The organism is Pseudomonas alvandae, assembly GCF_019141525.1.
Lineage (GTDB): Bacteria > Pseudomonadota > Gammaproteobacteria > Pseudomonadales > Pseudomonadaceae > Aquipseudomonas > Aquipseudomonas alvandae.
In genome coordinates this window covers 3,292,733-3,316,340 of sequence record NZ_CP077080.1, presented here as the reverse complement: position 1 = coordinate 3,316,340, position 23,608 = coordinate 3,292,733, and the positions used below count along the sequence as shown (strand labels likewise).

Sequence of the window (23,608 nt, the reverse complement as noted above, 5' to 3'; positions counted from 1 at the left end):
TCTCAGCCCTTCCCTGCCACTTCGCGGTTCTCCCGCTCGTGGTGCTTGGCGATCAACTGCAGATTGCGCAGGTAAACGATAAAGCCGAACGACTGGCCGACAATGAAAACCGGGTCCTGGCGGTAGATCGCATAGGCCAGCAATAACGCGCTGCCAATGATACTCAGGTACCAGAAGCCCACGGGAATCACGCTGCGCTTCTTGTACTCGCTGTACAGCCATTGCAGGGCGAAACGGCCGGTAAATGCCAGTTGTCCGCCGAAGCCGACCGCAAGCCACAACGATTCTCTGCCCATGTCAAACCTCGGTTTCTTGTGCGTGGGTGTCCAGGCGGGTGCGCTTTATCAGCCACCACACGCCGAACAGATCAAGGATGCCCACCAGGGCGCGATCGAGGTTGCCGTAGTTGGAGACACCGGCGCCGCGCTCACGATGGTTGACCGGCTGGACCAGCATCCGGCCGTTGTGACGACGAATCAGCGCCGGAATGAAACGGTGCATGTGATCGAAATACGGCAGCCGCAGGAATGCCTGGCGCTCGATCAGCTTGATGCCGCATCCAGTGTCCGGCGTCTGGTCCTTGAGCAGGCTGGCCCGCAGTTTGTTGGCGAATCGCGACGCCCAGCGCTTGCTCGCCGTGTCCCGGCGGTTGACGCGATGCCCGGCCACCAATTTCACCCCCCCGGGCGCGCCTTCCGATCCACGGACCAAGTCCAGCATCTTCGGCAAGTCTGCCGGGTCGTTCTGACCGTCGCCATCCAGGGTCGCCAACCAATGCCCGCGCGCCACCTCGGCGGCGTGGAAAATCGAGGTGCTTTGACCGAGGGAACGGGCATGGCTGAGCACCCGCAGCTGGGGATAGCCGCCGCGTTGCAGCGCACGCAGCTCGGCCGCGGTGGCGTCGGTGCTGCCATCGTCGACCACGATGACCTCAAAGGCCTCGTTGGCCAGTGCAACACGCACTTCTTCCAGCAAGGGAATGAGGTTGCCAGCTTCGTTTTTCGCCGGAATCAGGACCGACACATAAGGAGTTTCGTGCATGGCGTTCCAATCTAAAACACGGGAATGGGTGGGTTAAACGCGGTAATAGTGGCGGTACCAATCGACGAACGACTGCACGCCAACGGGCACCGGGACCTGCGGGCGAAAACCCACGCGCTCCTCGAGTTCACGGGTGTCAGCCCAGGTATCGACCACGTCGCCGGATTGCAACGGCAGGAAATGCTTGACCGCGCGCATGCCCAAGGCCTCTTCGATGCACTCGATGAACTGCAGAAGTTTCACCGGCCCGCCGAAGCCAATGTTGTAGACCTTGTTGGGCACGCCAGCCTCATCGGTTGGCGGCAGCGGCAGCAAGCGCACCAGGCCCTCGACGATGTCGTCGATATACGTGAAGTCCCGCGACATCGCGCCATCGTTGTAGACATCGAGGGGACGGCCCTTGAGGATGGCGTCGGTGAACTTGAATGGCGCCATGTCCGGTCGCCCCCATGGCCCGTACACGGTAAAAAAGCGCAGGCCGGTGGTGGGAGTGCCGTAGAGATGGGAGTAGGCGTGGGCCATCAGCTCGTTGGCGCGCTTGGTCGCCGCATAAAATGAAACCGGCTGGTCGACCGGGTCGGTCGTGGCGTAGGGCAGGCGTTCGCTCAAGCCATAGACCGAGCTGCTCGAAGCGTAGACCAGGTGCGCCGGCCGATGGGCTCGGCAGGCCTCCAGGATGTTGAGAAAACCCACAAGGTTGCTTTGCGCATACAGGTCGGGATTGTCGATGGAATAACGAACGCCCGCCTGGGCCGCGAGATGGATGACATATTCAAAGGCGTTCTGCGCGAAGACCTCCGTCAGGGCCGTCTTGTCCGCCACGTCCAGCCGTTGAAAGCGGAAGTTGTGGCATTGCGCCAACTGCGCGAGGCGCGCCTGTTTCAACTCGACGCTGTAGTAGTCGTTGAGATTGTCGATGCCGATCACTTCATGGCCATCGCTGCACAGCCGCTTGGCCACATGAAACCCGATGAATCCCGCAGCACCGGTGACCAGCACCTTCATACGCTACCCAAAACGGTCACTTGCATACGCTACCCTGGCTGATGGCCCGGCTTTTCCGGGCGCTGCAGAGCCTTTTAGCAAAAATAGATGACGGTTTTATGAGCGTGCCGGTCTGCCCAGTGAAACCTATGTGGGAAAACCTATGTGGGAGCGAGCCTGCTCGCAAAGGCGGTGGGTCAGACGACACAATTGTCGATTGTTAAATCGCTATCGCGAGCAAGCTCGCTCCCACAAAAACTCCCTGCGCCTATCCAGGGGAATCAGTGAGGATCGTTGAGAATCAGGCTGCGGTAATGCCCTGGATTGGACCCGGACCACTTGCGAAACGCCTTGTAGAACGAGCTGGCATCGGCGAACCCCAGGCGCGAGGCAATCTCCACGAAACTGATGGACGGCTCGGCCAGCCAGGTGATGGCCAACTCCTTGCGCACGCTGTCCTTGAGGCCTTGGTAGGTCTGCCCCTCCTCCGCCAGCCTGCGGCGCAGGGTCGACGCTGACACACACAGCTGCTGGGCCAGTGCCTCGGTTTCCGGCCACTGTTCAGCAGGCAATTGGCGCAAATCATGCCGGATTCGGCTGGAGAGGCTTTGCGGGTCGCGGTACTTGACCAGGATGTTCGCCGGCGCCTGGGCCAGGAAGCGCTTGAGCTCTTCGGGACTGCGCCGGATGGGTTGGTCCAGGCATTCGGCGGAGAAAATCATCCTGGTGCGAGGTCGGTCGAAGCGCAGGTTCTGGGAGAACATGACGCGATAATCGTCGCAGAAATCCGGCGCTGGGCAACGTAACTCGACCGACAGGATCGGGATGCGCCGTCCGGCCAGCCAGCAGGCCACGCCGTGGACAATCATCCAATAGGTGAAATAGGTAAATGCCCGACGCGGCGCCTGGCCTTCTTCGAGCAGGACGATTTCCGCCAGGCTCTGCTGGCGAGCCCACTGGGCTGGCAGATGTTCCAGCATCAGCGACAGGAAACCCAGTCCTGCGGTCAAACCCGTAGCCAACGTCGGTTGGGCCATGGCGCACTGGCAAAGAAACGCCAGGCTGCCGGACTTGAGCTTGCGCGGGTCCATGCCGAAGAACTCGTCATCGCGGCGCCGGGCCAGCAGGCGCCAGAGCCGTGCATAGGCATGGGCCGGCACCCGGGCCTGGGGATCATCGAGCAAGGCCGGGGCTATGCCGACCTTTTCCAGGACTTCATCCGTCGCGGCTCCTGGCGCGCAGCTTTGCAACAGCGCCTCACGCACCAACTGGATGGAGATGGTGTCTTTTTCCGCCATGGCACGGGTGTTCACAGGATCCGATAAAGCAGTCGCTCTATCCGCACCCGGCTGACGCGCTTGAGGAACTTGCCCACCGCCGCCGGATAGTCCGGCAGGGTTTCCAGGTCCAGGTAGCGTTCGATGCGGTGGGTGTGGCGATAGATCTTTTCAAGCTCGGCCTGGCGCGACACCAGCAGTTCGCCCTTGGGGTCGTCCAGCAACAGGGCGTTTTCCAGGTCCAGGCGAAACGCCCTGGGGTTCAGGTTGTTGCCGGTCAGCAAGGTGTAGCGCTCGTCGACCCACATGCCCTTGAGGTGGTAGGTGTTGTCGCCGTCGCGCCACAGGTGCAGGTTCAACTGGCCGCTGTCGATGTAGCGCTGGTGCCGCTTGGCGAAGCGCCGCAGGCTGATCTCGTACAGATACGGCAATGCGGCGATGATCTTGAACGGCTCGCTTGGCGGAATGTAGAAATCATTGGCGGTCTTGTCGCCGACGATAATGTCGATCCGCACCCCGCGGGCCAGGGCCCGGTTGATTTCCCGGGTCACCGCCAGCGGCAGGTTGAAGTAAGGCGTGCAGATGGTCAGTTGCTGGCGGCTGCTGGCAATCAGTTCACCGATCACTCGACTCAACGGGTTGTTCTTGCCGACGCCCAGCAGCGGGCTGACCGACAGGCCACTTTTATCGAGGCTGCCAGCCGTGGTGTCGTAGGCCGCATATTTGAGGCGACTGCGCAGGTCGCCGATGTCCTTGCGCAAACTGCGGGTGCTGGGCAGGTTCGGCAAGTCGAGGCGATGCACCGCCCGGGAGGCAACCAGGCCGTGCTGCACCAGGTGATGCATCGAATCGGCCAGCGCGGTGTTCTGTAGCAGGTGATAACGGTCGTAGCGGTATTTATCGAATTTGTGCAGGTAGACGTTGTTCAGGCTGGCGCCGCTGTAGAGCACGCAGTCGTCGATCACGAAGCCTTTCAAGTGCAACACGCCGAACAGCTCGCGGGTCTGCACCGGCACGCCGTAGATCGGCACTTCGCTGGCATGGGTGCGCGTCTGTTCCTGATACCACGCCGAGTTGCCGGGCTGCTTCTTGGCCCCGATCAATCCGCGCTGGGCGCGCAGCCAATCCACCACCACGACCACCTCCAGCTCGGGACGCGCGGTCTTGGCGGCATGCAGGGCATCGAGGATTTCCTGGCCGGCCTCATCCTGTTGCAGGTACAGGGCGACGATGTAGATGCGCTGGGTGGCCTGGGCGATTTTCTCCAGCAGGCAACGGCGGAACTCGGCGGCGCCATCAAGGATGGTCACGGCATCGGCGGTCAGTGCAAAGCTGCGCAGCTTGGGCAGCAGGGAGCGTTTGAAAAGCGACGGCATAGGGCTCGCAAAAGGTCAAATCCGAAGAACCGACGAGCTTACACCATGATGGACGGCTTTGGGCCTCCCCCGCCCGATGAAAAAAACATTTGACCAAGGAGAACGATCATTCTACTTTTAGGCCCATGAACGAAATCAATAGCAGTGAAACACGAGACATCATCCTCGATGTCGCCGAAAAACTGATCTACAAAAGTGGCATCGCTGCCACCGGCATGGATCTCCTGGTGAAAACCGCCGGCGTCTCCAGGAAAAGTATCTATCGCTACTTCGCCAACAAGGACGATCTGGTCGTTGCTGCGCTCAAGCGCCGGGACGAACGCTGGATGCAATGGTTCAGCGGCGAAGTGGACAAGGCGCCGACCCCGCTCGCACGGCTGCTCAACCTGTTCCCTGTGCTCAAGGGCTGGTTCGAGAGCGAAGGCTTCCGCGGCTGTGCGTTCATCAATACCAGCGGCGAAACCGGCGACCCCCGGGATCCGGTTCGCCAAGTGGCGAAAATGCACAAGCAGAAGTTGCTCGACTACGTGACCGGCCTGTGTGTCGAGCAAGGCATCGAGCGGCCGGAGCAGCTGGCTCGGCAGGTGCTCATTCTGATCGACGGCGCCATCACCCTCGCGCTGGTCATGGGCGATCACGACGCTGCCGATCAGGCCCAAGACGTATTGAAGACCCTGCTGGCCATTGAATAAGCAACACGCGTACCTGCAAGACCGCCTGTAATTGATGCACTCATCCTCTGGAGATTTGCCATGTCGTCCTCTGCCGAAGTTCGTCCACCGCTGCCGCCGTTCACCCGTGAAACAGCCATCGAGAAAGTTCGCCTGGCCGAAGACGGCTGGAACTCTCGCGATCCGCAGAAAGTTTCGCTGGCCTATACCCTCGATACCCAATGGCGCAACCGCGCCGAATTCGCCCATAGCCGGGAAGAAGCCAAGGCTTTCCTGACTCGCAAGTGGGCCAAGGAACTGGATTACCGGCTGATCAAGGAACTCTGGGCCTTCACCGACAACCGCATTGCCGTGCGTTACGCCTATGAATGGCACGACGATTCGGGCAACTGGTTCCGTTCCTATGGCAATGAGAATTGGGAGTTCAACAACGAGGGTCTGATGTCCAACCGCTACGCCTGCATCAACGACATGCCGATCAAGGAAAGCGAACGTAAATTCCACTGGCCGCTGGGCCGTCGGCCAGACGATCACCCGGGGCTTTCCGATCTGGGGCTGTAATACCCAAACCTGGACTGACCCCAACCTGTGGGAGCGAGCTTGCTCGCGATGAGCTGGCAGTCGACACCTCTGTTGACTGGCCGGCCGCCATCGTCGGAACGCCGCCCGGAGCAAGCTCGCTCCCACACTGTTTTTTGTCAGTCTTTGGTTCGATTCAGCAAAAACTCCAGCAACGTTCCAGCGCAGGCCTCGATACTTCCGTCCACGATCAGTTCGTAACCGTGGGTATTTTCCGTCGGGATCGCAATGCAGCCGCCTTGGGCCGACACCCCACTGCTCATGATCGCACTGGCATCGCTGGCGAAATCCGCCAGCAGCGCGAATTGTGGCGTCAGCCCGCAGCGCCTGCCGGCCTGGTACAACTGGTCGACGATCCCACGGTGGTAGCAGCCGTTTTTATCGCCGGTGTTGATGATCGGATCGACGCCCAGGCGGGTGGCGTATTCCGCGACCACGGGGCCGACCTCAACGGCAACCGTCGCATCCCCTGGCAGGTGGCTGGCGGCGTAGAGCGCGCCGGCATTGGATTCCTCTTCTTGCGTGGTGAACACGAAATACACGTCGTGCGTGAGCGTCTCGCGGCGGCTGCCCAATAACGTGGCGGCCTGGAGGCTGGCGACCATGGGCGCGCGGTCATCGAGGAAATGCGCGGCGATGGCATCGCCGACCCGAAACGGGCGCCGCCAGTGCTGGCTCAAGACCACTCGCGTGCCGGGGCGTACGCCATGGGTTTGCAACTGTTCACCGGAGCATCGGGTGATCACATGCACATCGCCCCAATTGACGTTCCCCGACAGCACATCCGCCCCCTGGTGGGTTTCACCAGTGCTGTGCATCGATCCGAATGACAACACACCGGGGATGAAGTCCCGGTCACCGAGAATGTCCACCGGGCACACCCCGAAGTTGATCGGATTGGCGCCGCCCAATGAGACCACCCGCAACGTGCCGTCGGGCTCGATACGCTTGACCAGCATGGCGATTTCGTCCAGGTGCGCCATGATCCGGACCGGCGAATTCGTTTCAGCGCCTGACAGGTTTCCCTTGATCAGGCCGATGACATTGCCGGCCGGATCGACCCAGGTTTCGTCGCAGTGCGGCTCCAGCTCCCGCAGGCAGATATCGCGCACTTCGTGCTCCTGCCCGCCGGGCCCGCGGGCCATCAGCAGCTCTTCCAGCAGCGGTAAGGTGGACGGATTGGATTGCATCGAAGGGAGTCTCCTTTTCCAGGTGCGACCTGCTGACGAAGCGGGCCGCGACGTGTTTGTCTTCTTGAACACGGCTGGCGCTGAAAAATTTGATCGGATCCTGGCGAAACTGACGAGCGGGCCTTGCCGGCGCGCGGACAGGCGGCCCGTTCGAAGGGTTGACCGACGCGCCGCCAGGCATCACATTGCCTGGGTCGCCCCTACGCCAAAAGGCGGTTTTGCTGTGTCGCAGATCTCGTGGAGCCCATGACCGCGTCGATTCCGATCCGTCCCCCCTGCCCGCCTGGCGTGTGTGATTGCGGGCGTGATGCATTGCTGCAAACTCCTGGCAGCGATTTGCGCATCCTTTGCCTGAATCGCCAGGAGGAGAAGCGCCTGCTTGAGCGTTTGGAGAATATCCAGAGCCTGGACGAGCTCGAACGGTTGCAGCAGCGGCTGTTCGAGAACCTGGGCGTGCGGGTGACGATCGAGCCGGGTCATAACGAGGTTCGCACCATGCGCGGTATTGCCATTGAATTTCAGGAGCAGCCAGGGCTGTGCCGCAAGATTCGCCAGTCGATTCCGGCTGCGATTCGGCGAGGGCTGGAGAAGCGGCCTGAAATTGCCTGGCGGCTGTTGGATTCCCGGGATCTGTTTGGTGGGGGTTGATGGGGTTTTTCCATACCTTCGTCCATACCTTCGTATAGTCCCCTCACACCCACGCATGCCCGCACTGACCCTATGTAGAAGTGCCCCGCCTCTCTCCACCACCTACCATCTCCCACAGCGAACCGAAGCTGAATACGCCTGGCGATTCCAAACGCCAGGCCAAGCCCTTCCGCTCGTTCGCCACACGGTCACGCTGAAACAAACAATTCAACGTATCGATTTCGTCTTTGGGAGCACATCATGAAACAGCACATCTTGATCGTCGGCGCCGGTTTTGGCGGGGTATGGAGCGCACTCAGCGCCGCTCGCCTGCTCGACCAGCATGATCGCAACGATGTACAGATCAGCGTCCTGGCGCCCCAGGCGGAGTTGCGCATCCGCCCGCGTTTCTATGAGCCCGACGTCCATACCATGATGGCGCCCTTGGGCGAGTTGTTCGATGCGGTCGGCGTGAACTTCATCCACGGTGTCGCCGAAAGCATCGACGTAAACCGCAAACAAGTCGGCTACCGCGACGTTTTCGGCAGCCTCGCCACGCAAAGCTACGACCGGCTGGTACTCGCGGCGGGCAGCAAGCTGATGCGCCCGGAGCTGGAAGGCATGCTGGAACACGCGTTCGACGTCGATGAGATCGAACAGGCTGCGCGCCTGGAAGCCCATCTCAAATCCCTCGCAACCCTGCCCGACAGCCCCGCTCGCAACACCGTGGTGGTGGCCGGCGGTGGCTTCACCGGGATCGAAACCGCCACCGAAATGCCCGCCCGCCTGCGCGCCGTTCTCGGCAGCGATGCCAACATCCGCGTGATCGTCGTCGACCGTGGACCGTCAATCGGTGCCGCGCTGGGCGAAGGGATCAGCCCTTCGATCATCGAAGCCTCCGATCAGCTGGGTATCGAGTGGATCCTCAATGCCTCGGTCGAATCGGTGGATGCCAGCGGTGTCACCCTATCGGACGGCCAGCGCATCGAATCCAGGACCGTGATCTGGACGGTCGGTTTTCGCGCAAGCCCACTGACCGAACAAATACCTGGAACCCACGATCGCCAGGGCCGATTGCATGTCGACGGGCATCTGAAAGTCCTGGGACAAAACGACGTCTACGCCACCGGCGACGTGGCCTATGCCGCGACCGACGACCTCGGCAATTACGCGGTCATGTCTTGCCAGCACGCCATCGCCCTGGGCCGCTACGCGGGCAACAACGTTGCCGCCGACCTGCTCGGCGTCGCGCCGATGACCTACAGCCAACCCAAGTACGTGACGTGCCTGGATCTCGGCGCCTGGGGCGCGGTGTACACCGAAGGCTGGGATCGCCAAGTGAAGTTGCTCGGCCAGGAAGCCAAGGAGCTCAAGCACCAGATCAACTCGGTGTGGATCTATCCGCCCGCCGCCGACCGCGCAACCGCCTTGGCGGCGGCTGACCCCTCCATCCCGGTGGCCTGATCCTCATATCCAGACGCGCCCTACTCCGGCCAGTCCCTCCTTCTGTGCCGGTTTTTCCCAGACGCCTGCCAAGGATTTTTCGGCGGGCGTTTTTTCTGCCCGCTCGACAAGCCAGCCTGGATATCGCCACTGCCCAGCAAAATCCGTTGCAACCCCCGTCGCCCCGCACCGGCGGCTCACGGTAAGGTAGGCGAAACCATCCGGATCGAGGTGTGCCGTGGCGTCCTATTCCCTGCGTCAGTTGAAGTATTTCGTCACCACCGTGGAATGTGGCAGCGTCGCCGAAGCCTCCCGCAAGCTGTACATCGCCCAGCCGTCGATTGCCACGGCGGTCAAGGGCCTGGAAGACAGTTTCGGCGTGCAATTGTTGATCCGCCATCACGCCCAGGGCGTCTCGCTGACCCCGGCCGGTGCGCGTTTCTATCGCAAGGCCCAGGAGCTGTTGCGCATGGCCCGGGAGTTCGAGCAGAACGCATTGGCCGACAACGACGTGGTCAGTGGACAGATCGACATCGGTTGCTTCGAAACCGTCGCCCCGCTCTACCTGCCACGGCTGATCGCGGGTTTTCGCGAGCGCTTTCCCGGCGTGGAGATCCGCGTGCAGGACGGCGAGCAGCAGGAGCTGGTCCAGGGCCTGACCGGTGGGCGTTTCGACCTGGCGATTTTTTATGAGCACGACCTCGACAGCACGATAGAAACCGAAGCGCTGACGGCGCCGCAACGGCCTTATGCATTGCTGCCGGCGGATCACCGCTTCGCCAATCAATCGCAGGTATCGCTGCGCGACCTGGTGCTTGAACCGATGATCCTGTTGGACGTCCAGCCCAGCCGTACCTATTTCGTCAGCATTTTCGAGGAGCTGGGCCTGACGCCGAACATCGTCTTCAGCTCGCCTTCCATCGAGATGGTGCGCGGCATGGTCGGCCAGGGATTTGGCTTTGCCGTGCTGGTGACCCGCCCGCAATCGACCTGCACCTACGACGGACAGCACGTGGTATGCGTGAGTATCGCCGAGGACGTGACGGGTTCGGCACTGGTGGCCGGTTGGCTCAAGCGCGCGCACCTGACCAAGCCGGCGCAGTTGTTCGTGGATTATTGCAAGGAGCAGTTCAGGGAGTGGTTGGCGTAGACCGGCGAGCCTGATACCCCGTGGCGAGGGAGCTTGCTCCCGCTGGGCCGGTCCGACGCCTCGGGCGCAGCAGCCCCAAAAACCTGACGCGGTCCACCTGCTACACCACGATCACAGGGTAAAGGGGGCGCTTCGCACCCCAGCGGGAGCAAGCTCCCTCGCCACAAGAGCGGTTCGATATCAGGTTGGATACTAGCGAGCCGCCCAGGCGTTGAAACGCTGCTCCAGCTCCTCGCCGTGATCGACCCAGAACTCCGCGTCTACGGCTTGCGCCTGCGCCAGGTTGGCCTCGGCGGTGGGCAGTTGCTCACGGACTTCAGCGGGCAACAGGCCCAGCGTCTGGCGATGCACCGGTCCGTACGGGATGTTCTCCGAGAAGACTTTCTGCGTCTGCGGCTGACTGGCAAAGGCGATGAACTTCTCGGCCAGGGCCTTGTTAGGCGTGCCTTTGACCACCGCCCAATACTCCGGGTCATACAGGCTCTGCGGCCAGACGATGCTCAGTTTCATGCCTTCCTTCTGTGCCGAGGCGATGCGACCGTTGTAGGCGGCACTCATCGCCACGTCGCCGGCCACCAGCCACTGCGCCGGCTGGGCGCCTGCCTCCCACCACTGGATGTTCGGCTTGATCTGGTCCAGCTTGGCAAATGCCCGTGTGACGCCCTCCGGTGTGTTCAAGACCTTGTACACGTCCTCGGTCTTGACGCCATCCGCCAGCAAGGCGATTTCCAGGGTGTACTTGGCGCCCTTGCGCAAACCGCGCTTGCCCGGGTACGCCTTCACGTTCCAGAAATCCGCCCAGGACGTCGGCGCCTTCGCAAGTTTGCTCTGGTCATACGCCAGGACCATCGACCAGACGTACGTCGCCACGCCGCACTCGGTGAGCGCTCCCGGAACGAAATCCCCGGGTTTGCCGATGACCGTCGGGTCGAGTCTTTCGAACAAGCCTTCTTCACAACCGCGCAGCAGCTCGGGACTTTCCACCTCGACCACGTCCCAACTGGTGTGCCCGGCCGCGACCATCGCCTTGATTTTCGACAGCTCGCCGTTGTATTCGCCGGCCACGATGTTTCCCGCACCGCTGGCGTTGAAGGGTTGGAAGTAGGCCTTGTCCTGGGCCAACTTGGTGGCGCCGCCGAATGAAATCACGGTCAGGCTTTGTGGCGCGGCCAGGACGCTGGTGCTCAGCAACGCCAGGGCACACGCAATGTTGCAACGCAAGGATCTGGACATGAAGCGGTTCCTCGAAAATGCCGGCTCGCCCGCACGAGTCGGCGACGGGACTTAAAAGTGACCGTAAGCGCGGGCGGCGTGGTCTACAGCGATTACAAAACTGTTCATCCTGGGTCCCGTCCATCGGGCTCGCTCAGGTGAATCGCCAGGCGATCCATCAACCGATCGCAGGCGGCCATTTGCTCGACACTCACGTACTCGTCGGGCTTGTGACCCTGGTCCATGCTGCCGGGACCGCAGACCACCGACGGGATGCTGGCCTGATGGAACAGCCCGCCTTCGGTGCCAAACGCCACGGTGCCGAAGGCATCGCTGCCACAGAGTCGGGCAGCCAGGCGCGCGGCTTCGCTGTCCGCCGAGGTCGCCAGGCCGGGATAGGCCGACAAAGGCTCGAAACGGATCGCGGTGTCGGCGTGAACCGCCCGCATCCTTGGCAGCAGCGCCTGTTCGGCGTAGTCCTGCAATTTCTCCACCACCCGCTGCGGGGCGAAATCCGGCAAGGCGCGTACCTCGAAGTCGAAGCGGCAATCGGCGGGGACGATGTTCAGTGCCGTGCCGCCCTGGATCACGCCGACCTGCACCGTCGAATAGCCCGGGTCGAAACGCACGTCGTGCTGCGAAGGCTCGGCCAGCTCGGCGCCGATCTCACCCAGCTGGCCGATCAGGCGCGCCGCCTGCTCGATGGCATTGACCCCGTAGGGCGCGTAGGCGGAATGGCAAGGCGCGCCCTTGACATGGCAACGCATCGCCAATTTGCCCTTGTGGCCCAGCACCGGTTGCAACTCGGTGGGTTCGCCGATCAGGCACAAGGCCGGTTGCGGAACCCGTTGCGGCAGGATTTCCAGCAGACTGCGCACACCCAGGCAACCGACTTCTTCGTCATAGGAAAAGGCCAGGTGCACCGGACGCCGCAGCGGGCTGGCGAGAAAAGTCGGCACCGCCGCGAGCACGCAAGCCAGGTAGCCTTTCATGTCCGCCGTACCGCGCCCGAACAACTTGCCGTCCCGCTCGCTCAACCGGAACGGCTCGACCGTCCAGGCTTGCCCATCCACCGGCACCACATCGGTATGCCCGGACAGCACCACGCCACCCGGCACCGACGGGCCGATGCTCGCCAGCAGGTTGGCCTTGGTGTGCTCGGCGTTGTAGATCAGCTCGCTGCTCACGCCCAGCCCTTGCAGGTAATCGCGGACGAACTCGATCAGCGCCAGGTTCGAATCGCGGCTGACCGTGGCAAAGCCCACCAGCTCGGCAAGCAATGCGCGGCTGCGCAGCTCACTCATCGCCCGGCACTCCATAGCTGGGCGCCTGGGTTGGATCAAGGGCGCGGGTCAGGTAGTCCTGCAACTGCGGCTGATAGGCGAGCCAGAGCTTCTCCAGTTCGCCGATGGGGTTTTCCTCCGCCCAATCCACCCGCAGATCGACAATTGGCCAGGTCAGGTCATCCACCACTGACAACGCCGCCGAATGCACCGCCCCGGCTTCGCCACCGGCGGCCTGTCCCGCCTGCAATGCGCCCAACAGCCGGGACGCAAGACTGCCCTCGCCCTGCTCGAATGCCGCGACCATGGCGGCGATGACCCCATCGCCCGCTAGCAGATTGCCGGCCGCCACACACTGCTCACCGACCACGGCGCCGTTGACGCCCAGCGCATGGCGACCACTGAAAACCGCCGTGCGCCCCTGGGCATCCACCACGGCGACCTGGCGATACTCGCTGTAGCCGTTACGCGCCAGGGCACGGTCCAGCGCCTCCTGCGCCCTCGAACCGGCCGCCAATTCGTCGAGGATCTGCGGACCCAGCGCAGGCAATGTGATGTTCTGGCTCGACACCGCGCCCACCCCGGCCCGCAGCCACGGGCAACGGGCGCCGACGGCAATGCTCGAAGAGCTGATGGCGATGCCCAACTGGCCGGTTTCGGCGCAGCGTCCGACGATGGAAAACGTCATGTCGTACTCCTTATTCGGGGATGACCGCGATCACATCGATTTCCATCAGCCACTGCGGCTGGCCGAGGGCGCTGACCACCAGCCCGGTGGAAATCGGGAACACGCCCTTGAGCCATTTGCCGACCTCCTGGTACACCGGCTCGCGGTAACGCGGGTCGATCAGGTAGGTGGTGGTCTTGACGATGTGGCTCAGGTCGCTGCCGGCTTCTTCCAGCAATTGCTTGACGTTGCGCATGGCCTGCTCGGCCTGGGCACGCGGGTCGCCGAGGCCGACCAACTGGCCGTCGAAATCGGTGCCGACCTGTCCACGGACGTACACGGTATTGCCCGCGCGCACGGCCTGGCAGAGGTCGTTGTCCAGGGTCTGGTTCGGGTAGGTGTCCTTGGTGTTGAACATGCGGATGCGAGTATGAGTAGGCATCAACGAACTCCCGTCAGGCTGGTTTTCAAAGGTTGCGAATCGCGTTGGGATGCATCGCGGTAGTCGAAGTACGTGCGTTGTTTGACGATGTGGTCGGTGATGTGCCGGGCGTCGTGCCACACGCCCCAGATGAACGCCGAGCCGCGCCGCGACAGCCATGGCAGGCCGACGAAATAGAGGCCCGGCTCGCTACTGACGCCGCGCTGATGGCGAGGCTTGCCGTCGGCTTTCAACACATCGACGTTCAGCCAGCTGTAATCCACCGAATACCCGGTGGCCCAGATGATGGTCGTGACGCCCGACTCGGCCAGGTCCAGCTCCTGGATCGGATGGGTCATGCATGCAGGGTCGGGCAACAACCGGCGCGCCTCGGGTTCGGGCGGCAGGTCCAGGCCATTGCGCTCGATATAGGCATCGGCAGCGTCGAGCAAGGCCAGGTAGTTCTCATCGCCACGGGCGATGTTCTCGGCAAGGTTGGACTCGAAACTCACCACGCTGCCGTTGAAGGCCCGCGTCAGGCCCACCAGCGTGATGCCTTCGTGGGCCAGCCGACGAAAGTCCACGGTATGGCCGCCCCGCGCCCCGCTCACGGCGATGGTCACGTGCTCCTTGCCCGGCTTGACCGCTTCGGCATCCCACTCGCCCAACACCCCCAGCCACCAGCAGAAATCCCGGTTGCGATAGGCCCGTGGCGGACGATCGTGAGCGCCGACAGAGAGATAGACCTGTCTGCCGGCGCGCTGCAGTTCATCGGCGATCTGCACCCCCGACGACCCCGCGCCGACCACCAGCACGGCGCCTTCGGCCAACTGCGCGGGGTTGCGGTATTGCGCCGAATGAATCTGGGTGACCGTGGCCATTTCAGGCGCGATGGGCGGAATGACGGGGCGTTGGAAGGGCCCGGTGGCGACTACCACATTGGTGGCTTCGATCAGGCCGTCCGACGTATCAACGGTGAACCCCGGGCGACCGACAGTGCGCTCGACCTTGCGCACCTCCACCCCGGTGCGAATCGGCGCATTGAATTTGCGGGCATAGGCTTCGAAGTACTCGGCCACCTGGTCCTTGGAGGCAAAGGCATCGGGATCCAGGCCGGCGAATTCGAGGCCGGGAAAGCGGTCATGCCAGGCCGGGCCGTTGGCGACCAGCGAATCCCAGCGCGCCGTGCGCCAGGCCTCGGCGATGCGGTTGCGCTCGACCACCAGATGCGGCACGCCTTGGCGGCTCAAATGTTCACTCATGGCAACACCGGCCTGGCCGGCGCCTATTACAAGCGTATCGATGCGTAGGGTTTCAACGGGCATGTCTGGGCACTTCCGGCAGTGGGTTTGGCTCAGGTCGGCGCGGTGCCGCCTCGGGTATCGTTTCTTGTTGTTCTGCGATTGCAGCTATCGAAATGAGCTGTCGAGGCGATTGTGTTGGCAGGCAGGAATTTGCGAAACGAGGCTTTTTATTGCGGCTGGGAAGGAAAAAACTGCTCGGTCCGGCGTTGCGCCAACGGAGGGCAGTCCAAGGTCAAAAAGTACCGAAAAGGTGCGTTCAGCTCGGCCGGGCCGGGAACGCCTTGAGCTCGAGTTTCTCCATCACCAACCCGATGAATGCCGAGACCGCCAAGGGCAGTTGCCGTCGGCTGGGGTAAAGCACGTTCAGGCCGAAACCGCTGCGTTGGTACTGCGGCAGTACGCGCACCAGCCGGCCGGCTTCGAGGTCCATGGCGCTCAGCGCCGACGGAAGCACAGCGATGCCCAGGCCCGCTACCGCTGCCTTGCGCAATGCCTGGGCGGTATTGGCGTTGAAGCGGCTGGGTATCTGCACTTCCACTTCATGGCCATCCGGACCGATGAGCTGCCACTGGCTCAGCCCACTGGGATGGGGAAAATTCACGCTGTAGTGCCGAGCCAGGTCGTCCAGCAACGTCGGCATGCCCCACGCAGCGATGTAGGCCGGGCTGGCGACCATGCCGTCGCTGGCATTGCCGAGCAGTTGCCGGCCGACATACCCCGAGTCCTGCAGCACACCGCCTCGAAACGCGACATCAATGCGATCGGCAATCAGGTCGACACGGGCATCGCTGAGCACGAAATCAAGTTGCACCCGCGGGTGCGCGGCGAGGAAGTCGGCAATCCATTCCATCGGGAAGAAGTCGAAGAAATCCGCCATCGCGGCGATCCGCACCAGGCCGGCTGGTTCGTCACTGCCGTGCATCAGTGCCTGGCCCGCATCCATCAAGCCGTCTACCGCGCCCACGCAACGCTCATAAAACCCTTCGCCCACGTGGGTCAGCGTGAGCTTGCGGGTGGAGCGCTGCAGCAACCGTGAACCCAGTTGCGCTTCCAATTGCTGGACGCGCCGGCTGACGGTGTTCGAAGGCATGCCCAGCCGCCTGGCCGCTTCGGCAAAACTGCCGCTGCGCACCACTTGGACAAAAAGCGCCACGTCGTTCAGGTCCAGCATCGGCATTCCTTCGTTTTCTGGATGAGTTCAATCCGATTGTATCGGCTAATCAAGCCATTGGAAGCGGCTTACGCTTTCCCCATCGACGCCAACGTGTTCCAGAACTCCGAGGTCTTTCATGAACAGCATCGTCGCGACGCCACCGCGCGCCATCGTCCACCGTACCCGCGGCAGCAGCCATGGGCCTATCACTCGGCTCATGAGCCCCGGCGATCTCGGCCAACTGTGCAAACCTTTCGTGTTCCTCGACCTGTTCGAATTAAACGCCAAGGGCATGCCACGCGGCTTCGGCATGCACCCTCATTCCGGGATCGCAACACTGACCTACATGATCGAGGGCGAAGTGGCCTATGAGGACACCACCGGCAAATCCGGCACGCTACCGAGTGGCGGCATGGAGTGGATGCAAGCCGGTAACGGCGTCTGGCATGACGCCCGGCCCGTTGGCGGCTCCGCCATACGCGGTTTCCAGCTCTGGGTAGCGTTGCCGCCGGCCCAGGAGAATGCCCCGGCCCACAGCGTTTATCTCGCGCCCTCCGAGATTCCTCGGGAAGGTCCGGCGCTGGTCCTGCTTGGCCAATACGGCGCCGCGCGCAGCAGCGTTGCCGCGCCCGCCGGCATGAACTACCTGGCCGTGCAGCTCAAGGACAAGGAGCGCTGGCGCTACACACCGCCGGCCGGACACGACGTTGCGTGGCTGGCCGTCAACAGCGGCAGCCTCGACGCGGACGCAAATATCACTGCTGGGGAAATGGTGATCTTCCAGGACTCCGCCGCAGCCATCGACATCGTTGCCCGGGGCGCGACCTCCTTCGTGCTCGGTTCGGCGGTCAAGCATCCCCACGACCTGGTGATGGGTCACTACTCAGTCCACACCAGCGAGGCCGCACTGGAACAGGGCGAAAGCGAAATCCGCCGCATCGGCGCCCAGTTGAAACAACAAGGGCGGCTGGCCTAGCCGTCCCTCGATACCCCTTTTCAATCCTGATAATCAAAGGTGCCTCATGAGCCACATCGGTCTTGATCTTCTGCTTTCCCGCGTCCAAGTCGGCACGCTGTCCTTGAAAAACCGCATGGTCATGGCGCCCATGACCCGCAGCCGCGCAGGCGACGGCGATGTCGCGACGCCGCTCATGGCCGAGTACTACAGCCAGCGGGCCAGCGCCGGGCTCATTGTTACCGAAGGCTCGCAGGTTTCGGCCCAAGGCAAGGGTTATCTGCGCACCCCCGGGATTTTCACCAGCCAGCAAGTCGCCGGCTGGAAACAGGTGACCGACGCTGTTCACGCCCAAGGTGGGCAAATCTACTTGCAACTCTGGCACGTGGGCCGGTTGTCCCACTCCCTGGTCCAGGCTGACGGCGCCCTGCCCGTGGCCCCGTCGGCGATCAAGGCCGACGGTGAAATCTATACCGCCGAAGGCCTCAAGCCCTATGAACTGCCACGGGCATTGGCGCTGGATGAAATCCCTGGGGTGATCGACGATTTCCGCCAGGCCGCCCTCAACGCCAAGCTCGCCGGTTTCGACGGCGTGGAAATCCACGGCGCCAACGGCTACCTGATCGACCAGTTCCTGCGTGACGGCACCAACCAGCGCACCGATGCCTACGGTGGCTCGATCGAAAACCGCGCGCGCTTTCTCAAGGAAGTGGTCGAGTCAGTGATCGAAGTCTTCGGCGCCAGCCGCGTTGGCGTTCGCCTGTCGCCGATCTTCAGCTATTTCTCGATGAGCGACAGTCATCCCCAGGCAACTTTCGACTACACGGCCCGGATGCTCAGCCGCTATGGCCTGGCGTACCTGCACATTGTCGAATTGGGCGAAGGCCCGTTCGATTTCGTCGAACTCAAGCGGCGCTTTGGCGGCCCGTACATCGCCAACGGCGGCTACAGCGCTGAACGCGCAGGTGCGGCGATCAGCCAGGGCACCGCTGACTTGGTAGCGTTTGGCACACCGTTCCTGGCGAACCCGGACCTAGTGGAGCGTTTCCGCTTGGGTGAAGCGTTGAATGCGCCCGATCCCGCCACGTTCTATCAAGGTGAAGAGGCTGGTTATACGGATTATCCGACCCTGCCCGCCCAATAAAGGCCAGCACCCGGCGACGCGCATGGAAGCGTTTCACGGCTCGCCACATCAAGTTGTACAGAAAACCAAAATACTTATACAAATCGCTTTATCTAGTACAACTCATGCAGTACGCTCCGAATACTTGTACAGAAATAGAACCATGTACAACTTTCGGAGCCTGACATGTCTGCCTTTCTCAAAGGTTTCGCCCACGCGTTCGCCGAGCTGGATGCCAGCCGCCTGGCTGAACTCGACAGGCTCTACAGTGACGATGTGCACTTCCAAGACCCCTTGCACCGGGTCGAAGGGCTGCCGGCCCTGCGCGATTACTTCGCCCAGCTCTACGCCAACGTCAGCGACGTGCGTTACGACTTCCATGGCTACGATGAAACCGGCCCCGGCGAGGGCTACCTGCGCTGGACGCTGCGCTTTCGTCACCCGCGCCTGAACGGCGGGGCGCCGATCGAATTGCCAGGCTGCACCTACTTGCGCTGGAACGATCGGGTCTACCTGCATCGGGACTTCTTCGACGCCGGCGCCCTGCTCTACGAGCACTTGCCGCTCTTCGGCCCACTGATTCGCTGGCTCAAGCGGAGGCTGGCATGAGCCGCATCTGGCTGACCGGTGCCAGCAGCGGCATCGGCGCCGAGCTGGCTGCGGTGCTGCTTGGACAAGGCCATCGCCTGGCGTTGAGCGCTCGGCAGGTCGGGCCACTGCGAGCCTTGGCCGAACACTTTCCGGATCAGGTGCTCGTCCTTCCGGGAGACGTGACCGATCCGGAGCAGATCGCCGCCATCCTCCAGCGCATCGACCGCGAATGGGGCGCCCTCGATCAGGTGATTCTCAACGCTGGCACCTGCGAATACCTGGAACCGGGGCAGTTCGACTCGCGCCTGGTGGAGCGCGTACTCGACACCAACCTGCTCGGCACCTGCCATTGCCTGGAAGCGGCCCTGCCCCTGTTGCGCCGAGGCCAAGCCCCGCATCTGGTCGCGGTGTGCAGCGCGGTGACCTGGCTGGCCCTGCCCCGGGCCGGTGCCTACGGCGCGTCCAAGGCCGCGTTGCGTTACCTGCTCGAGTCGTTGCGCATCGACCTGGCTGCCGAAGGCATCGACGTCACCCTGGTGAGCCCCGGCTTTGTCGATACGCCTCTGACCCGGCGCAATGACTTTCCCATGCCCCAGATCTGGTCGGCACAACGGGCCGCGCAGCACATCGCGCGACGCCTGGGCCCGCGCCCGCTGGATATCGCGTTTCCGTGGGCCTTCATTTTTGTCATGCGGTTGCTCGGGCACCTGCCTGCGCGCTGGCGCCTTGCGCTTGGCCGTCGTCTTTCACGTAACGCGGAAAGGACTTGAACCATGCGCATCGCAATCATCGGCAGCGGTATCTCGGGACTGACGTGCGCCTACCTGTTGGCCCGCCAGCATCAGATTACGGTGTTCGAAGCTGACAACCGGATCGGCGGCCATACCCATACCGTGGATGTCGATTGGCAGGGCCGACGCTACGGCGTGGACACCGGTTTCATTGTTTACAACGACTGGACCTACCCGAACTTCATCCGCTTGCTGGACCAGTTGGGCGTGGCGTCGCGCCCGACGGAAATGAGTTTCTCGGTGCATGACCCAGCGTCCGGCCAGGAATACAAAGGGCACACCCTGGACAGCCTGTTCGCCCGCCGGCGCAACCTGTTGTCTCTGAGCTTCTGGGGCATGCTGCTGGATATTCTCAGGTTCAACCGCGAGGCGACTGCGGACCTCAAGGCGCAGCGTATCGACGGCGCCACTCGACTGGGTGATTACCTGCGCGACCGGCGCTACGGCCAACGCTTCATCGACCATTACATCGTGCCGATGGGCTCGGCGATCTGGTCGATGTCGCCGGCCGGAATGCTGGCGTTCCCGCTGCAATTCTTCGTGCGTTTCTGCCACAACCACGGCCTGCTGTCGGTCAACCAGCGTCCGCAATGGCGAGTGCTCGAAGGCGGTTCCCGCGCCTACATCGAGCCGTTGTGCGCCCGCTTTCGCCAACGCATCCATCTCGACTGTCCGGTGCAGCGGGTCAGCCGCGACGCCGACGGCGTGACCGTGCACAGCCATCGTGGCCCGGAGCGATTCGACAAGGTGGTATTCGCCTGCCACAGCGACCAGGCCCTGGCGCTGCTCGAAACCCCAAGCGTCGATGAAGTCGATGTGCTCGGTGCCCTGGCCTACGCCCACAACGAGGTGCTGCTGCACACCGACACTCGATTATTGCCACGGCGCCAGAACGCCTGGGCGAGCTGGAACTACCGTCTGGGCGGTCCGCCACAGGCACCTGCCGCATTGACCTACAACATGAACATTCTCCAGGGGTTCGATGCGCCGGTGACGTTCTGCGTGAGCCTGAACCAAAGCGCGTCGGTGGACCCGGCCAAGGTCCTCGCCCGCTTCGACTACGCCCACCCGCAATACAGCCTCGCCGGGATCGCCGCCCAGGCTCGGCAAAATGACCTGCAAGGACAGCAGCACAGCTATTTCTGCGGCGCCTACTGGGCCAATGGCTTCCATGAAGACGGCGTCGTCAGCGCGCTCGCCGTGGCGGAGCATTTCGGAGAAGTGCTTTGAACAGCAGCCTGTGTCACGGCTGGATCGATCATCGGCGCCATACGCCGCGCGTCCACGCGTTCCGGTATCCGATCGGCATGTTTTACCTCGATCTCGCCGAACAAGCGAGCCTGCTGAGACTGTCACGTTTACTGCGGCCATGGCGTGTGGCGCCGTTGTGCTGGCGTGAGCGTGACTACCTGCCGACCCTTACCCAAGCGGGCATCCCGCTGGTTCAAGCGGTGCGGGAAGTCGTAGGGCAAGCGCTGGGCTCCGTTCCTCAAGGCGCAATCCATCTGTTGACCCAACCACGCAGTTGGGGCCTGTCATTCAATCCGGTGAGTTTCTTCTTCTGCCATGACACTGCCGGGCGCCTGGCGGCAATTCTCTGTGAAGTGCGTAACACACCCTGGCGTGAGCGCCACCATTACGTGCTGCCGGTAACCCCCGGCGAGCCGCACCTGTTCCAGGTCGCCAAGGCGTTCCATGTTTCACCGTTCCTGCCACGGGACATGGACTACCGCATGCGCTTCCTGATCCAGGACTCGCACATCCGCGTGCACATGGAAAACTGGCGCGCCGGCCAAAAGGTGTTCGAGGCCGACCTCGCGCTGCAACGTCGCCCTCTCGACGCGCCAGCACTGCGTCGCTACGTGCTGGCGTTTCCGTGGATGAGCTTGCGCACCGTGAGCGCCATCTATTGGCAGGCCCTGCGCCTGCTCTTCAAACGCACGCCCCTGCACGATCATCAGGCCAGCGATGGCAGCCTGACTGTCGGCCAAACCGCCCATAAGGATCCAGACCATGTCCGAACCCACCCTGAGCGTCACTAAGGCCAGCGGCGGCTGCCCGTTGAGCGGCGGCCTGTTCAAACAGGCCGTGTTCGCACAACTGCGCCGCCTGCGTCACGGCCACCTGCGCCTCATGCTGGATGGCGAGCCGTTGAGCTTTGGCGACGTGTCCAGCCCTTTGGTGGCCGAGGCCGAGATACTGGACGGTGCCGTCTGGGGCATGGTCGCCGGCAATGGTTCGATCGGTGCCGGCGAGGCGTATATCCACGGCTACTGGCGCAGCAACGACCTCACCGCCGTCACTCGCCTGTTCGTCGCCAATCTTGACGTGCTCGATGCCATGGACAGCGGCCTGGCACGCCTGGGCCGGCCTTTGCTGCGCGGCTTGCACTGGCTCAATCGCAACAATCGCAAGGGCTCGCGGCGCAACATCATGGCCCATTACGACCTGGGCAACGAGCTGTTCGAACGCTTGCTAGATCCAACGATGATGTATTCGGCGGCCATGTTCGAACATGCCGAACAAAGCCTCGAACAGGCCCAGGTCAACAAGCTCGAACGCATCTGCCAGAAGCTTGATCTGCGACCCGGCGACCATCTGCTGGAGATCGGCACCGGTTGGGGCAGCCTGGCCATCCATGCGGCTACCCATTACGGCTGCAAAGTCACCACCACGACACTTTCCAAAGAGCAGTACGCGCATACCTGTCAACGTGTCGCGGCGCTGGGCCTGCAACAACGCATCGAAGTGCTGTGCCAGGATTACCGCGACCTGGAGGGACGCTTCGATAAATTGGTGTCCATCGAGATGATCGAAGCAGTCGGCCATCGCTACCTGCCCGAGTATTTCCGCCGCTGCGCCGCGCTGCTCAAGGACGACGGCCTGATGCTGATCCAGGCCATCACCATTCGCGACCAACGCTACGACCAGGCCCGGCGCTCGGTGGATTTCATCCAGCGGCACATCTTTCCCGGTGGGGCGCTTCCGTCCCTGTCGATGCTGCTCAAGACCGCCAGTGCCCAGACCCCGCTCAACTTGCTGCACCTGGAAGATTTTGGCGCGCATTACGCCCGCACCCTGCGCCACTGGCACGACAACTTCCGGCAGTCGCGCCAGGCCCTGCTGGCGTTGGGTTATGACGAGACGTTCCAGCGCCTTTGGGAGTTTTACCTGTGCTATTGCGAGGGCGGGTTCCAGGAGCGTGCCATTGGCGTCGCGCAACTGCTGTTCGCCGCCCCCGGGGCCCGCCCCGCGCCCTTGCTGGAACAGCGTCAAGCATGATCAGTCGCACCGCGCTGATTGCCAATGCGCTCTGGCTGCAATTGGGCTGGTGGGCGTGTGTACTGGGTGCGCACCAGCCGGCATGGCTTGCTGCCGTGGTGGTTGGATTGCTCGCTCACCTACTGTTGTGCCCCGACCCGAAGGCCGAGCGCCGGGCGATGCTGCGTGTCGGTGTGAGCGGTATGTTGCTGGATGGGAGCCTGGGGATCTTGGGCCTGTTCGAATTCGCTGAAAGCCCGTTGCCGCTGTGGCTGGCGCTGCTCTGGCTGGTTTTTGCCAGCGGGCTGCGCCACGGCCTGGCATGGGCTGGAAAAAAGCTGTGGCTTGGCGCCCTCGCGGGCGCAGTCGGCGGCCCCCTCGCCTACTGCGCGGGCGCACCACTGGCGGGTGTTTCACTGCCGCTGGGGATGCTCGGCACCGCGCTGGTGCTGGCGCCGCTATGGGCGATAGGGCTGCCGCTGGCCGTACGCCTGGCCGACGCCCAGTAG

The 23,608-nt window shown here is 62.9% G+C and carries 25 protein-coding genes; 13 read left to right on the top strand and 12 right to left on the bottom strand.

Annotated features, from left to right (window positions below):
• Nucleotides 1–2: 2 nt before the first annotated feature.
• The 5 genes from KSS97_RS14805 to pssA form a co-directional block, all read right to left on the bottom strand.
• Nucleotides 3–296 carry a lipid-A-disaccharide synthase N-terminal domain-containing protein gene (locus KSS97_RS14805; RefSeq protein WP_030138848.1) on the bottom strand — a complete coding sequence of 98 codons (294 nt, stop codon included), beginning with the start codon at nucleotides 294–296 and terminating at the stop codon, nucleotides 3–5.
• A 1-nt stretch (nucleotide 297) separates the two neighbouring features.
• A complete protein-coding gene (locus KSS97_RS14800; protein WP_217859451.1) occupies nucleotides 298–1,041 on the bottom strand; it encodes a glycosyltransferase family 2 protein in 744 nt (247 codons plus the stop codon).
• A 33-nt stretch (nucleotides 1,042–1,074) separates the two neighbouring features.
• On the bottom strand, nucleotides 1,075–2,046 hold the full coding sequence (locus KSS97_RS14795) for an NAD-dependent epimerase (RefSeq protein ID WP_217859450.1): 972 nt from the start codon (nucleotides 2,044–2,046) through the stop codon (nucleotides 1,075–1,077).
• 260 nt (nucleotides 2,047–2,306) lie between these two features.
• Nucleotides 2,307–3,323, bottom strand: a complete 1,017-nt coding sequence (locus KSS97_RS14790; RefSeq protein ID WP_217861997.1) for an AraC family transcriptional regulator — start codon at nucleotides 3,321–3,323, stop codon at nucleotides 2,307–2,309.
• A gap of 11 nt (nucleotides 3,324–3,334) precedes the next feature.
• Nucleotides 3,335–4,678 (bottom strand): CDP-diacylglycerol--serine O-phosphatidyltransferase, encoded by a 1,344-nt coding sequence (gene pssA / locus KSS97_RS14785; protein WP_217859449.1) that lies wholly within the window; start codon nucleotides 4,676–4,678, stop codon nucleotides 3,335–3,337.
• Between the two features lie 125 nt (nucleotides 4,679–4,803).
• Between pssA and KSS97_RS14780 the strand changes: the two genes are divergently transcribed.
• The gene (locus tag KSS97_RS14780) at nucleotides 4,804–5,370 is read left to right on the top strand and encodes a TetR/AcrR family transcriptional regulator (protein ID WP_030138843.1); all 567 of its coding nucleotides are present in this window, start codon (nucleotides 4,804–4,806) and stop codon (nucleotides 5,368–5,370) included.
• A 60-nt stretch (nucleotides 5,371–5,430) separates the two neighbouring features.
• Nucleotides 5,431–5,910 carry a nuclear transport factor 2 family protein gene (locus KSS97_RS14775; protein ID WP_030138842.1) on the top strand — a complete coding sequence of 160 codons (480 nt, stop codon included), beginning with the start codon at nucleotides 5,431–5,433 and terminating at the stop codon, nucleotides 5,908–5,910.
• 137 nt (nucleotides 5,911–6,047) lie between these two features.
• Here the strand turns inward: KSS97_RS14775 and KSS97_RS14770 are convergent, their stop codons facing one another.
• Complete coding sequence (locus KSS97_RS14770) at nucleotides 6,048–7,118, bottom strand: M42 family metallopeptidase (RefSeq protein ID WP_217859448.1); 1,071 nt, start codon at nucleotides 7,116–7,118, stop codon at nucleotides 6,048–6,050.
• A 246-nt stretch (nucleotides 7,119–7,364) separates the two neighbouring features.
• Here KSS97_RS14770 and KSS97_RS14765 point away from each other — a divergent pair, with 246 nt between their 5' ends.
• The 3 genes from KSS97_RS14765 to KSS97_RS14755 all read left to right on the top strand — a co-directional run bounded on the left by KSS97_RS14765 (nucleotide 7,365) and on the right by KSS97_RS14755 (nucleotide 10,338).
• Nucleotides 7,365–7,766, top strand: coding sequence for a hypothetical protein (locus tag KSS97_RS14765; protein ID WP_030138840.1), 402 nt, complete (start codon nucleotides 7,365–7,367; stop codon nucleotides 7,764–7,766).
• Between the two features lie 240 nt (nucleotides 7,767–8,006).
• Nucleotides 8,007–9,209, top strand: coding sequence for an NAD(P)/FAD-dependent oxidoreductase (locus tag KSS97_RS14760; protein ID WP_198796517.1), 1,203 nt, complete (start codon nucleotides 8,007–8,009; stop codon nucleotides 9,207–9,209).
• A 217-nt stretch (nucleotides 9,210–9,426) separates the two neighbouring features.
• Nucleotides 9,427–10,338: a LysR substrate-binding domain-containing protein gene (locus KSS97_RS14755; protein WP_198796518.1), complete on the top strand. Its 912-nt coding sequence runs from the start codon at nucleotides 9,427–9,429 to the stop codon at nucleotides 10,336–10,338.
• Between the two features lie 192 nt (nucleotides 10,339–10,530).
• Here KSS97_RS14755 and KSS97_RS14750 read toward each other — a convergent pair whose 3' ends face one another.
• The 6 genes from KSS97_RS14750 to KSS97_RS14725 form a co-directional block, all read right to left on the bottom strand.
• Nucleotides 10,531–11,571, bottom strand: a complete 1,041-nt coding sequence (locus KSS97_RS14750) for a gamma-aminobutyric acid-binding protein (RefSeq protein ID WP_198796519.1) — start codon at nucleotides 11,569–11,571, stop codon at nucleotides 10,531–10,533.
• 104 nt (nucleotides 11,572–11,675) lie between these two features.
• Complete coding sequence (argE, locus tag KSS97_RS14745) at nucleotides 11,676–12,854, bottom strand: acetylornithine deacetylase (RefSeq protein WP_217859447.1); 1,179 nt, start codon at nucleotides 12,852–12,854, stop codon at nucleotides 11,676–11,678.
• Complete coding sequence (locus KSS97_RS14740) at nucleotides 12,847–13,521, bottom strand: DUF1028 domain-containing protein (RefSeq protein ID WP_198796521.1); 675 nt, start codon at nucleotides 13,519–13,521, stop codon at nucleotides 12,847–12,849. The genes argE and KSS97_RS14740 overlap by 8 nt, the downstream gene beginning before the upstream one ends.
• Nucleotides 13,522–13,531: 10 nt before the next feature.
• A complete protein-coding gene (locus tag KSS97_RS14735) occupies nucleotides 13,532–13,942 on the bottom strand; it encodes a RidA family protein (protein WP_003182257.1) in 411 nt (136 codons plus the stop codon).
• On the bottom strand, nucleotides 13,942–15,246 hold the full coding sequence (locus KSS97_RS14730) for a flavin-containing monooxygenase (protein ID WP_030138834.1): 1,305 nt from the start codon (nucleotides 15,244–15,246) through the stop codon (nucleotides 13,942–13,944). Before KSS97_RS14730 ends, KSS97_RS14735 begins: the two co-directional genes overlap by 1 nt.
• A 235-nt stretch (nucleotides 15,247–15,481) precedes the next feature.
• On the bottom strand, nucleotides 15,482–16,396 hold the full coding sequence (locus tag KSS97_RS14725; RefSeq protein ID WP_217859446.1) for a LysR family transcriptional regulator: 915 nt from the start codon (nucleotides 16,394–16,396) through the stop codon (nucleotides 15,482–15,484).
• 118 nt (nucleotides 16,397–16,514) lie between these two features.
• Here KSS97_RS14725 and KSS97_RS14720 point away from each other — a divergent pair, with 118 nt between their 5' ends.
• The 8 genes from KSS97_RS14720 (at nucleotide 16,515) to KSS97_RS14685 (ending at nucleotide 23,608) form a co-directional block, all read left to right on the top strand.
• The gene (locus KSS97_RS14720; RefSeq protein WP_217859445.1) at nucleotides 16,515–17,354 is read left to right on the top strand and encodes a pirin family protein; all 840 of its coding nucleotides are present in this window, start codon (nucleotides 16,515–16,517) and stop codon (nucleotides 17,352–17,354) included.
• A gap of 46 nt (nucleotides 17,355–17,400) precedes the next feature.
• Nucleotides 17,401–18,477, top strand: coding sequence for an alkene reductase (locus tag KSS97_RS14715; protein ID WP_030138831.1), 1,077 nt, complete (start codon nucleotides 17,401–17,403; stop codon nucleotides 18,475–18,477).
• 165 nt (nucleotides 18,478–18,642) lie between these two features.
• Nucleotides 18,643–19,065: a nuclear transport factor 2 family protein gene (locus KSS97_RS14710; RefSeq protein ID WP_030138830.1), complete on the top strand. Its 423-nt coding sequence runs from the start codon at nucleotides 18,643–18,645 to the stop codon at nucleotides 19,063–19,065.
• Nucleotides 19,062–19,817 carry an SDR family NAD(P)-dependent oxidoreductase gene (locus KSS97_RS14705; RefSeq protein WP_030138829.1) on the top strand — a complete coding sequence of 252 codons (756 nt, stop codon included), beginning with the start codon at nucleotides 19,062–19,064 and terminating at the stop codon, nucleotides 19,815–19,817. Before KSS97_RS14710 ends, KSS97_RS14705 begins: the two co-directional genes overlap by 4 nt.
• Nucleotides 19,818–19,820: 3 nt before the next feature.
• Nucleotides 19,821–21,068 carry an NAD(P)/FAD-dependent oxidoreductase gene (locus KSS97_RS14700; protein ID WP_030138828.1) on the top strand — a complete coding sequence of 416 codons (1,248 nt, stop codon included), beginning with the start codon at nucleotides 19,821–19,823 and terminating at the stop codon, nucleotides 21,066–21,068.
• On the top strand, nucleotides 21,065–21,880 hold the full coding sequence (locus KSS97_RS14695; RefSeq protein ID WP_030138827.1) for a DUF1365 domain-containing protein: 816 nt from the start codon (nucleotides 21,065–21,067) through the stop codon (nucleotides 21,878–21,880). Before KSS97_RS14700 ends, KSS97_RS14695 begins: the two co-directional genes overlap by 4 nt.
• A complete protein-coding gene (locus tag KSS97_RS14690; protein WP_217859444.1) occupies nucleotides 21,852–23,120 on the top strand; it encodes an SAM-dependent methyltransferase in 1,269 nt (422 codons plus the stop codon). The genes KSS97_RS14695 and KSS97_RS14690 overlap by 29 nt, the downstream gene beginning before the upstream one ends.
• Complete coding sequence (locus KSS97_RS14685) at nucleotides 23,117–23,608, top strand: DUF2878 domain-containing protein (RefSeq protein WP_217859443.1); 492 nt, start codon at nucleotides 23,117–23,119, stop codon at nucleotides 23,606–23,608. The genes KSS97_RS14690 and KSS97_RS14685 overlap by 4 nt, the downstream gene beginning before the upstream one ends.

Excerpts from the sequence above, each read along its gene's own strand:
- KSS97_RS14715 (WP_030138831.1), top strand. The coding sequence starts at position 17,401 with ATGAGCCACATCGGTCTTGATCTTCTGCTTTCCCGCGTCCAAGTCGGC.
- KSS97_RS14720 (WP_217859445.1), top strand. The coding sequence starts at position 16,515 with ATGAACAGCATCGTCGCGACGCCACCGCGCGCCATCGTCCACCGTACC.
- argE (WP_217859447.1), bottom strand. The coding sequence starts at position 12,854 with ATGAGTGAGCTGCGCAGCCGCGCATTGCTTGCCGAGCTGGTGGGCTTT.
- KSS97_RS14700 (WP_030138828.1), top strand. The coding sequence starts at position 19,821 with ATGCGCATCGCAATCATCGGCAGCGGTATCTCGGGACTGACGTGCGCC.
- KSS97_RS14705 (WP_030138829.1), top strand. The coding sequence starts at position 19,062 with ATGAGCCGCATCTGGCTGACCGGTGCCAGCAGCGGCATCGGCGCCGAG.
- KSS97_RS14795 (WP_217859450.1), bottom strand. The coding sequence starts at position 2,046 with ATGAAGGTGCTGGTCACCGGTGCTGCGGGATTCATCGGGTTTCATGTG.
- KSS97_RS14770 (WP_217859448.1), bottom strand. The coding sequence starts at position 7,118 with ATGCAATCCAATCCGTCCACCTTACCGCTGCTGGAAGAGCTGCTGATG.
- KSS97_RS14725 (WP_217859446.1), bottom strand. The coding sequence starts at position 16,396 with ATGCTGGACCTGAACGACGTGGCGCTTTTTGTCCAAGTGGTGCGCAGC.
- KSS97_RS14740 (WP_198796521.1), bottom strand. The coding sequence starts at position 13,521 with ATGACGTTTTCCATCGTCGGACGCTGCGCCGAAACCGGCCAGTTGGGC.
- KSS97_RS14800 (WP_217859451.1), bottom strand. The coding sequence starts at position 1,041 with ATGCACGAAACTCCTTATGTGTCGGTCCTGATTCCGGCGAAAAACGAA.
- pssA (WP_217859449.1), bottom strand. The coding sequence starts at position 4,678 with ATGCCGTCGCTTTTCAAACGCTCCCTGCTGCCCAAGCTGCGCAGCTTT.
- KSS97_RS14780 (WP_030138843.1), top strand. The coding sequence starts at position 4,804 with ATGAACGAAATCAATAGCAGTGAAACACGAGACATCATCCTCGATGTC.
- KSS97_RS14685 (WP_217859443.1), top strand. The coding sequence starts at position 23,117 with ATGATCAGTCGCACCGCGCTGATTGCCAATGCGCTCTGGCTGCAATTG.
- KSS97_RS14790 (WP_217861997.1), bottom strand. The coding sequence starts at position 3,323 with ATGGCGGAAAAAGACACCATCTCCATCCAGTTGGTGCGTGAGGCGCTG.
- KSS97_RS14710 (WP_030138830.1), top strand. The coding sequence starts at position 18,643 with ATGTCTGCCTTTCTCAAAGGTTTCGCCCACGCGTTCGCCGAGCTGGAT.
- KSS97_RS14775 (WP_030138842.1), top strand. The coding sequence starts at position 5,431 with ATGTCGTCCTCTGCCGAAGTTCGTCCACCGCTGCCGCCGTTCACCCGT.
- KSS97_RS14730 (WP_030138834.1), bottom strand. The coding sequence starts at position 15,246 with ATGCCCGTTGAAACCCTACGCATCGATACGCTTGTAATAGGCGCCGGC.
- KSS97_RS14765 (WP_030138840.1), top strand. The coding sequence starts at position 7,365 with ATGACCGCGTCGATTCCGATCCGTCCCCCCTGCCCGCCTGGCGTGTGT.
- KSS97_RS14760 (WP_198796517.1), top strand. The coding sequence starts at position 8,007 with ATGAAACAGCACATCTTGATCGTCGGCGCCGGTTTTGGCGGGGTATGG.
- KSS97_RS14750 (WP_198796519.1), bottom strand. The coding sequence starts at position 11,571 with ATGTCCAGATCCTTGCGTTGCAACATTGCGTGTGCCCTGGCGTTGCTG.
- KSS97_RS14805 (WP_030138848.1), bottom strand. The coding sequence starts at position 296 with ATGGGCAGAGAATCGTTGTGGCTTGCGGTCGGCTTCGGCGGACAACTG.
- KSS97_RS14735 (WP_003182257.1), bottom strand. The coding sequence starts at position 13,942 with ATGCCTACTCATACTCGCATCCGCATGTTCAACACCAAGGACACCTAC.
- KSS97_RS14690 (WP_217859444.1), top strand. The coding sequence starts at position 21,852 with ATGTCCGAACCCACCCTGAGCGTCACTAAGGCCAGCGGCGGCTGCCCG.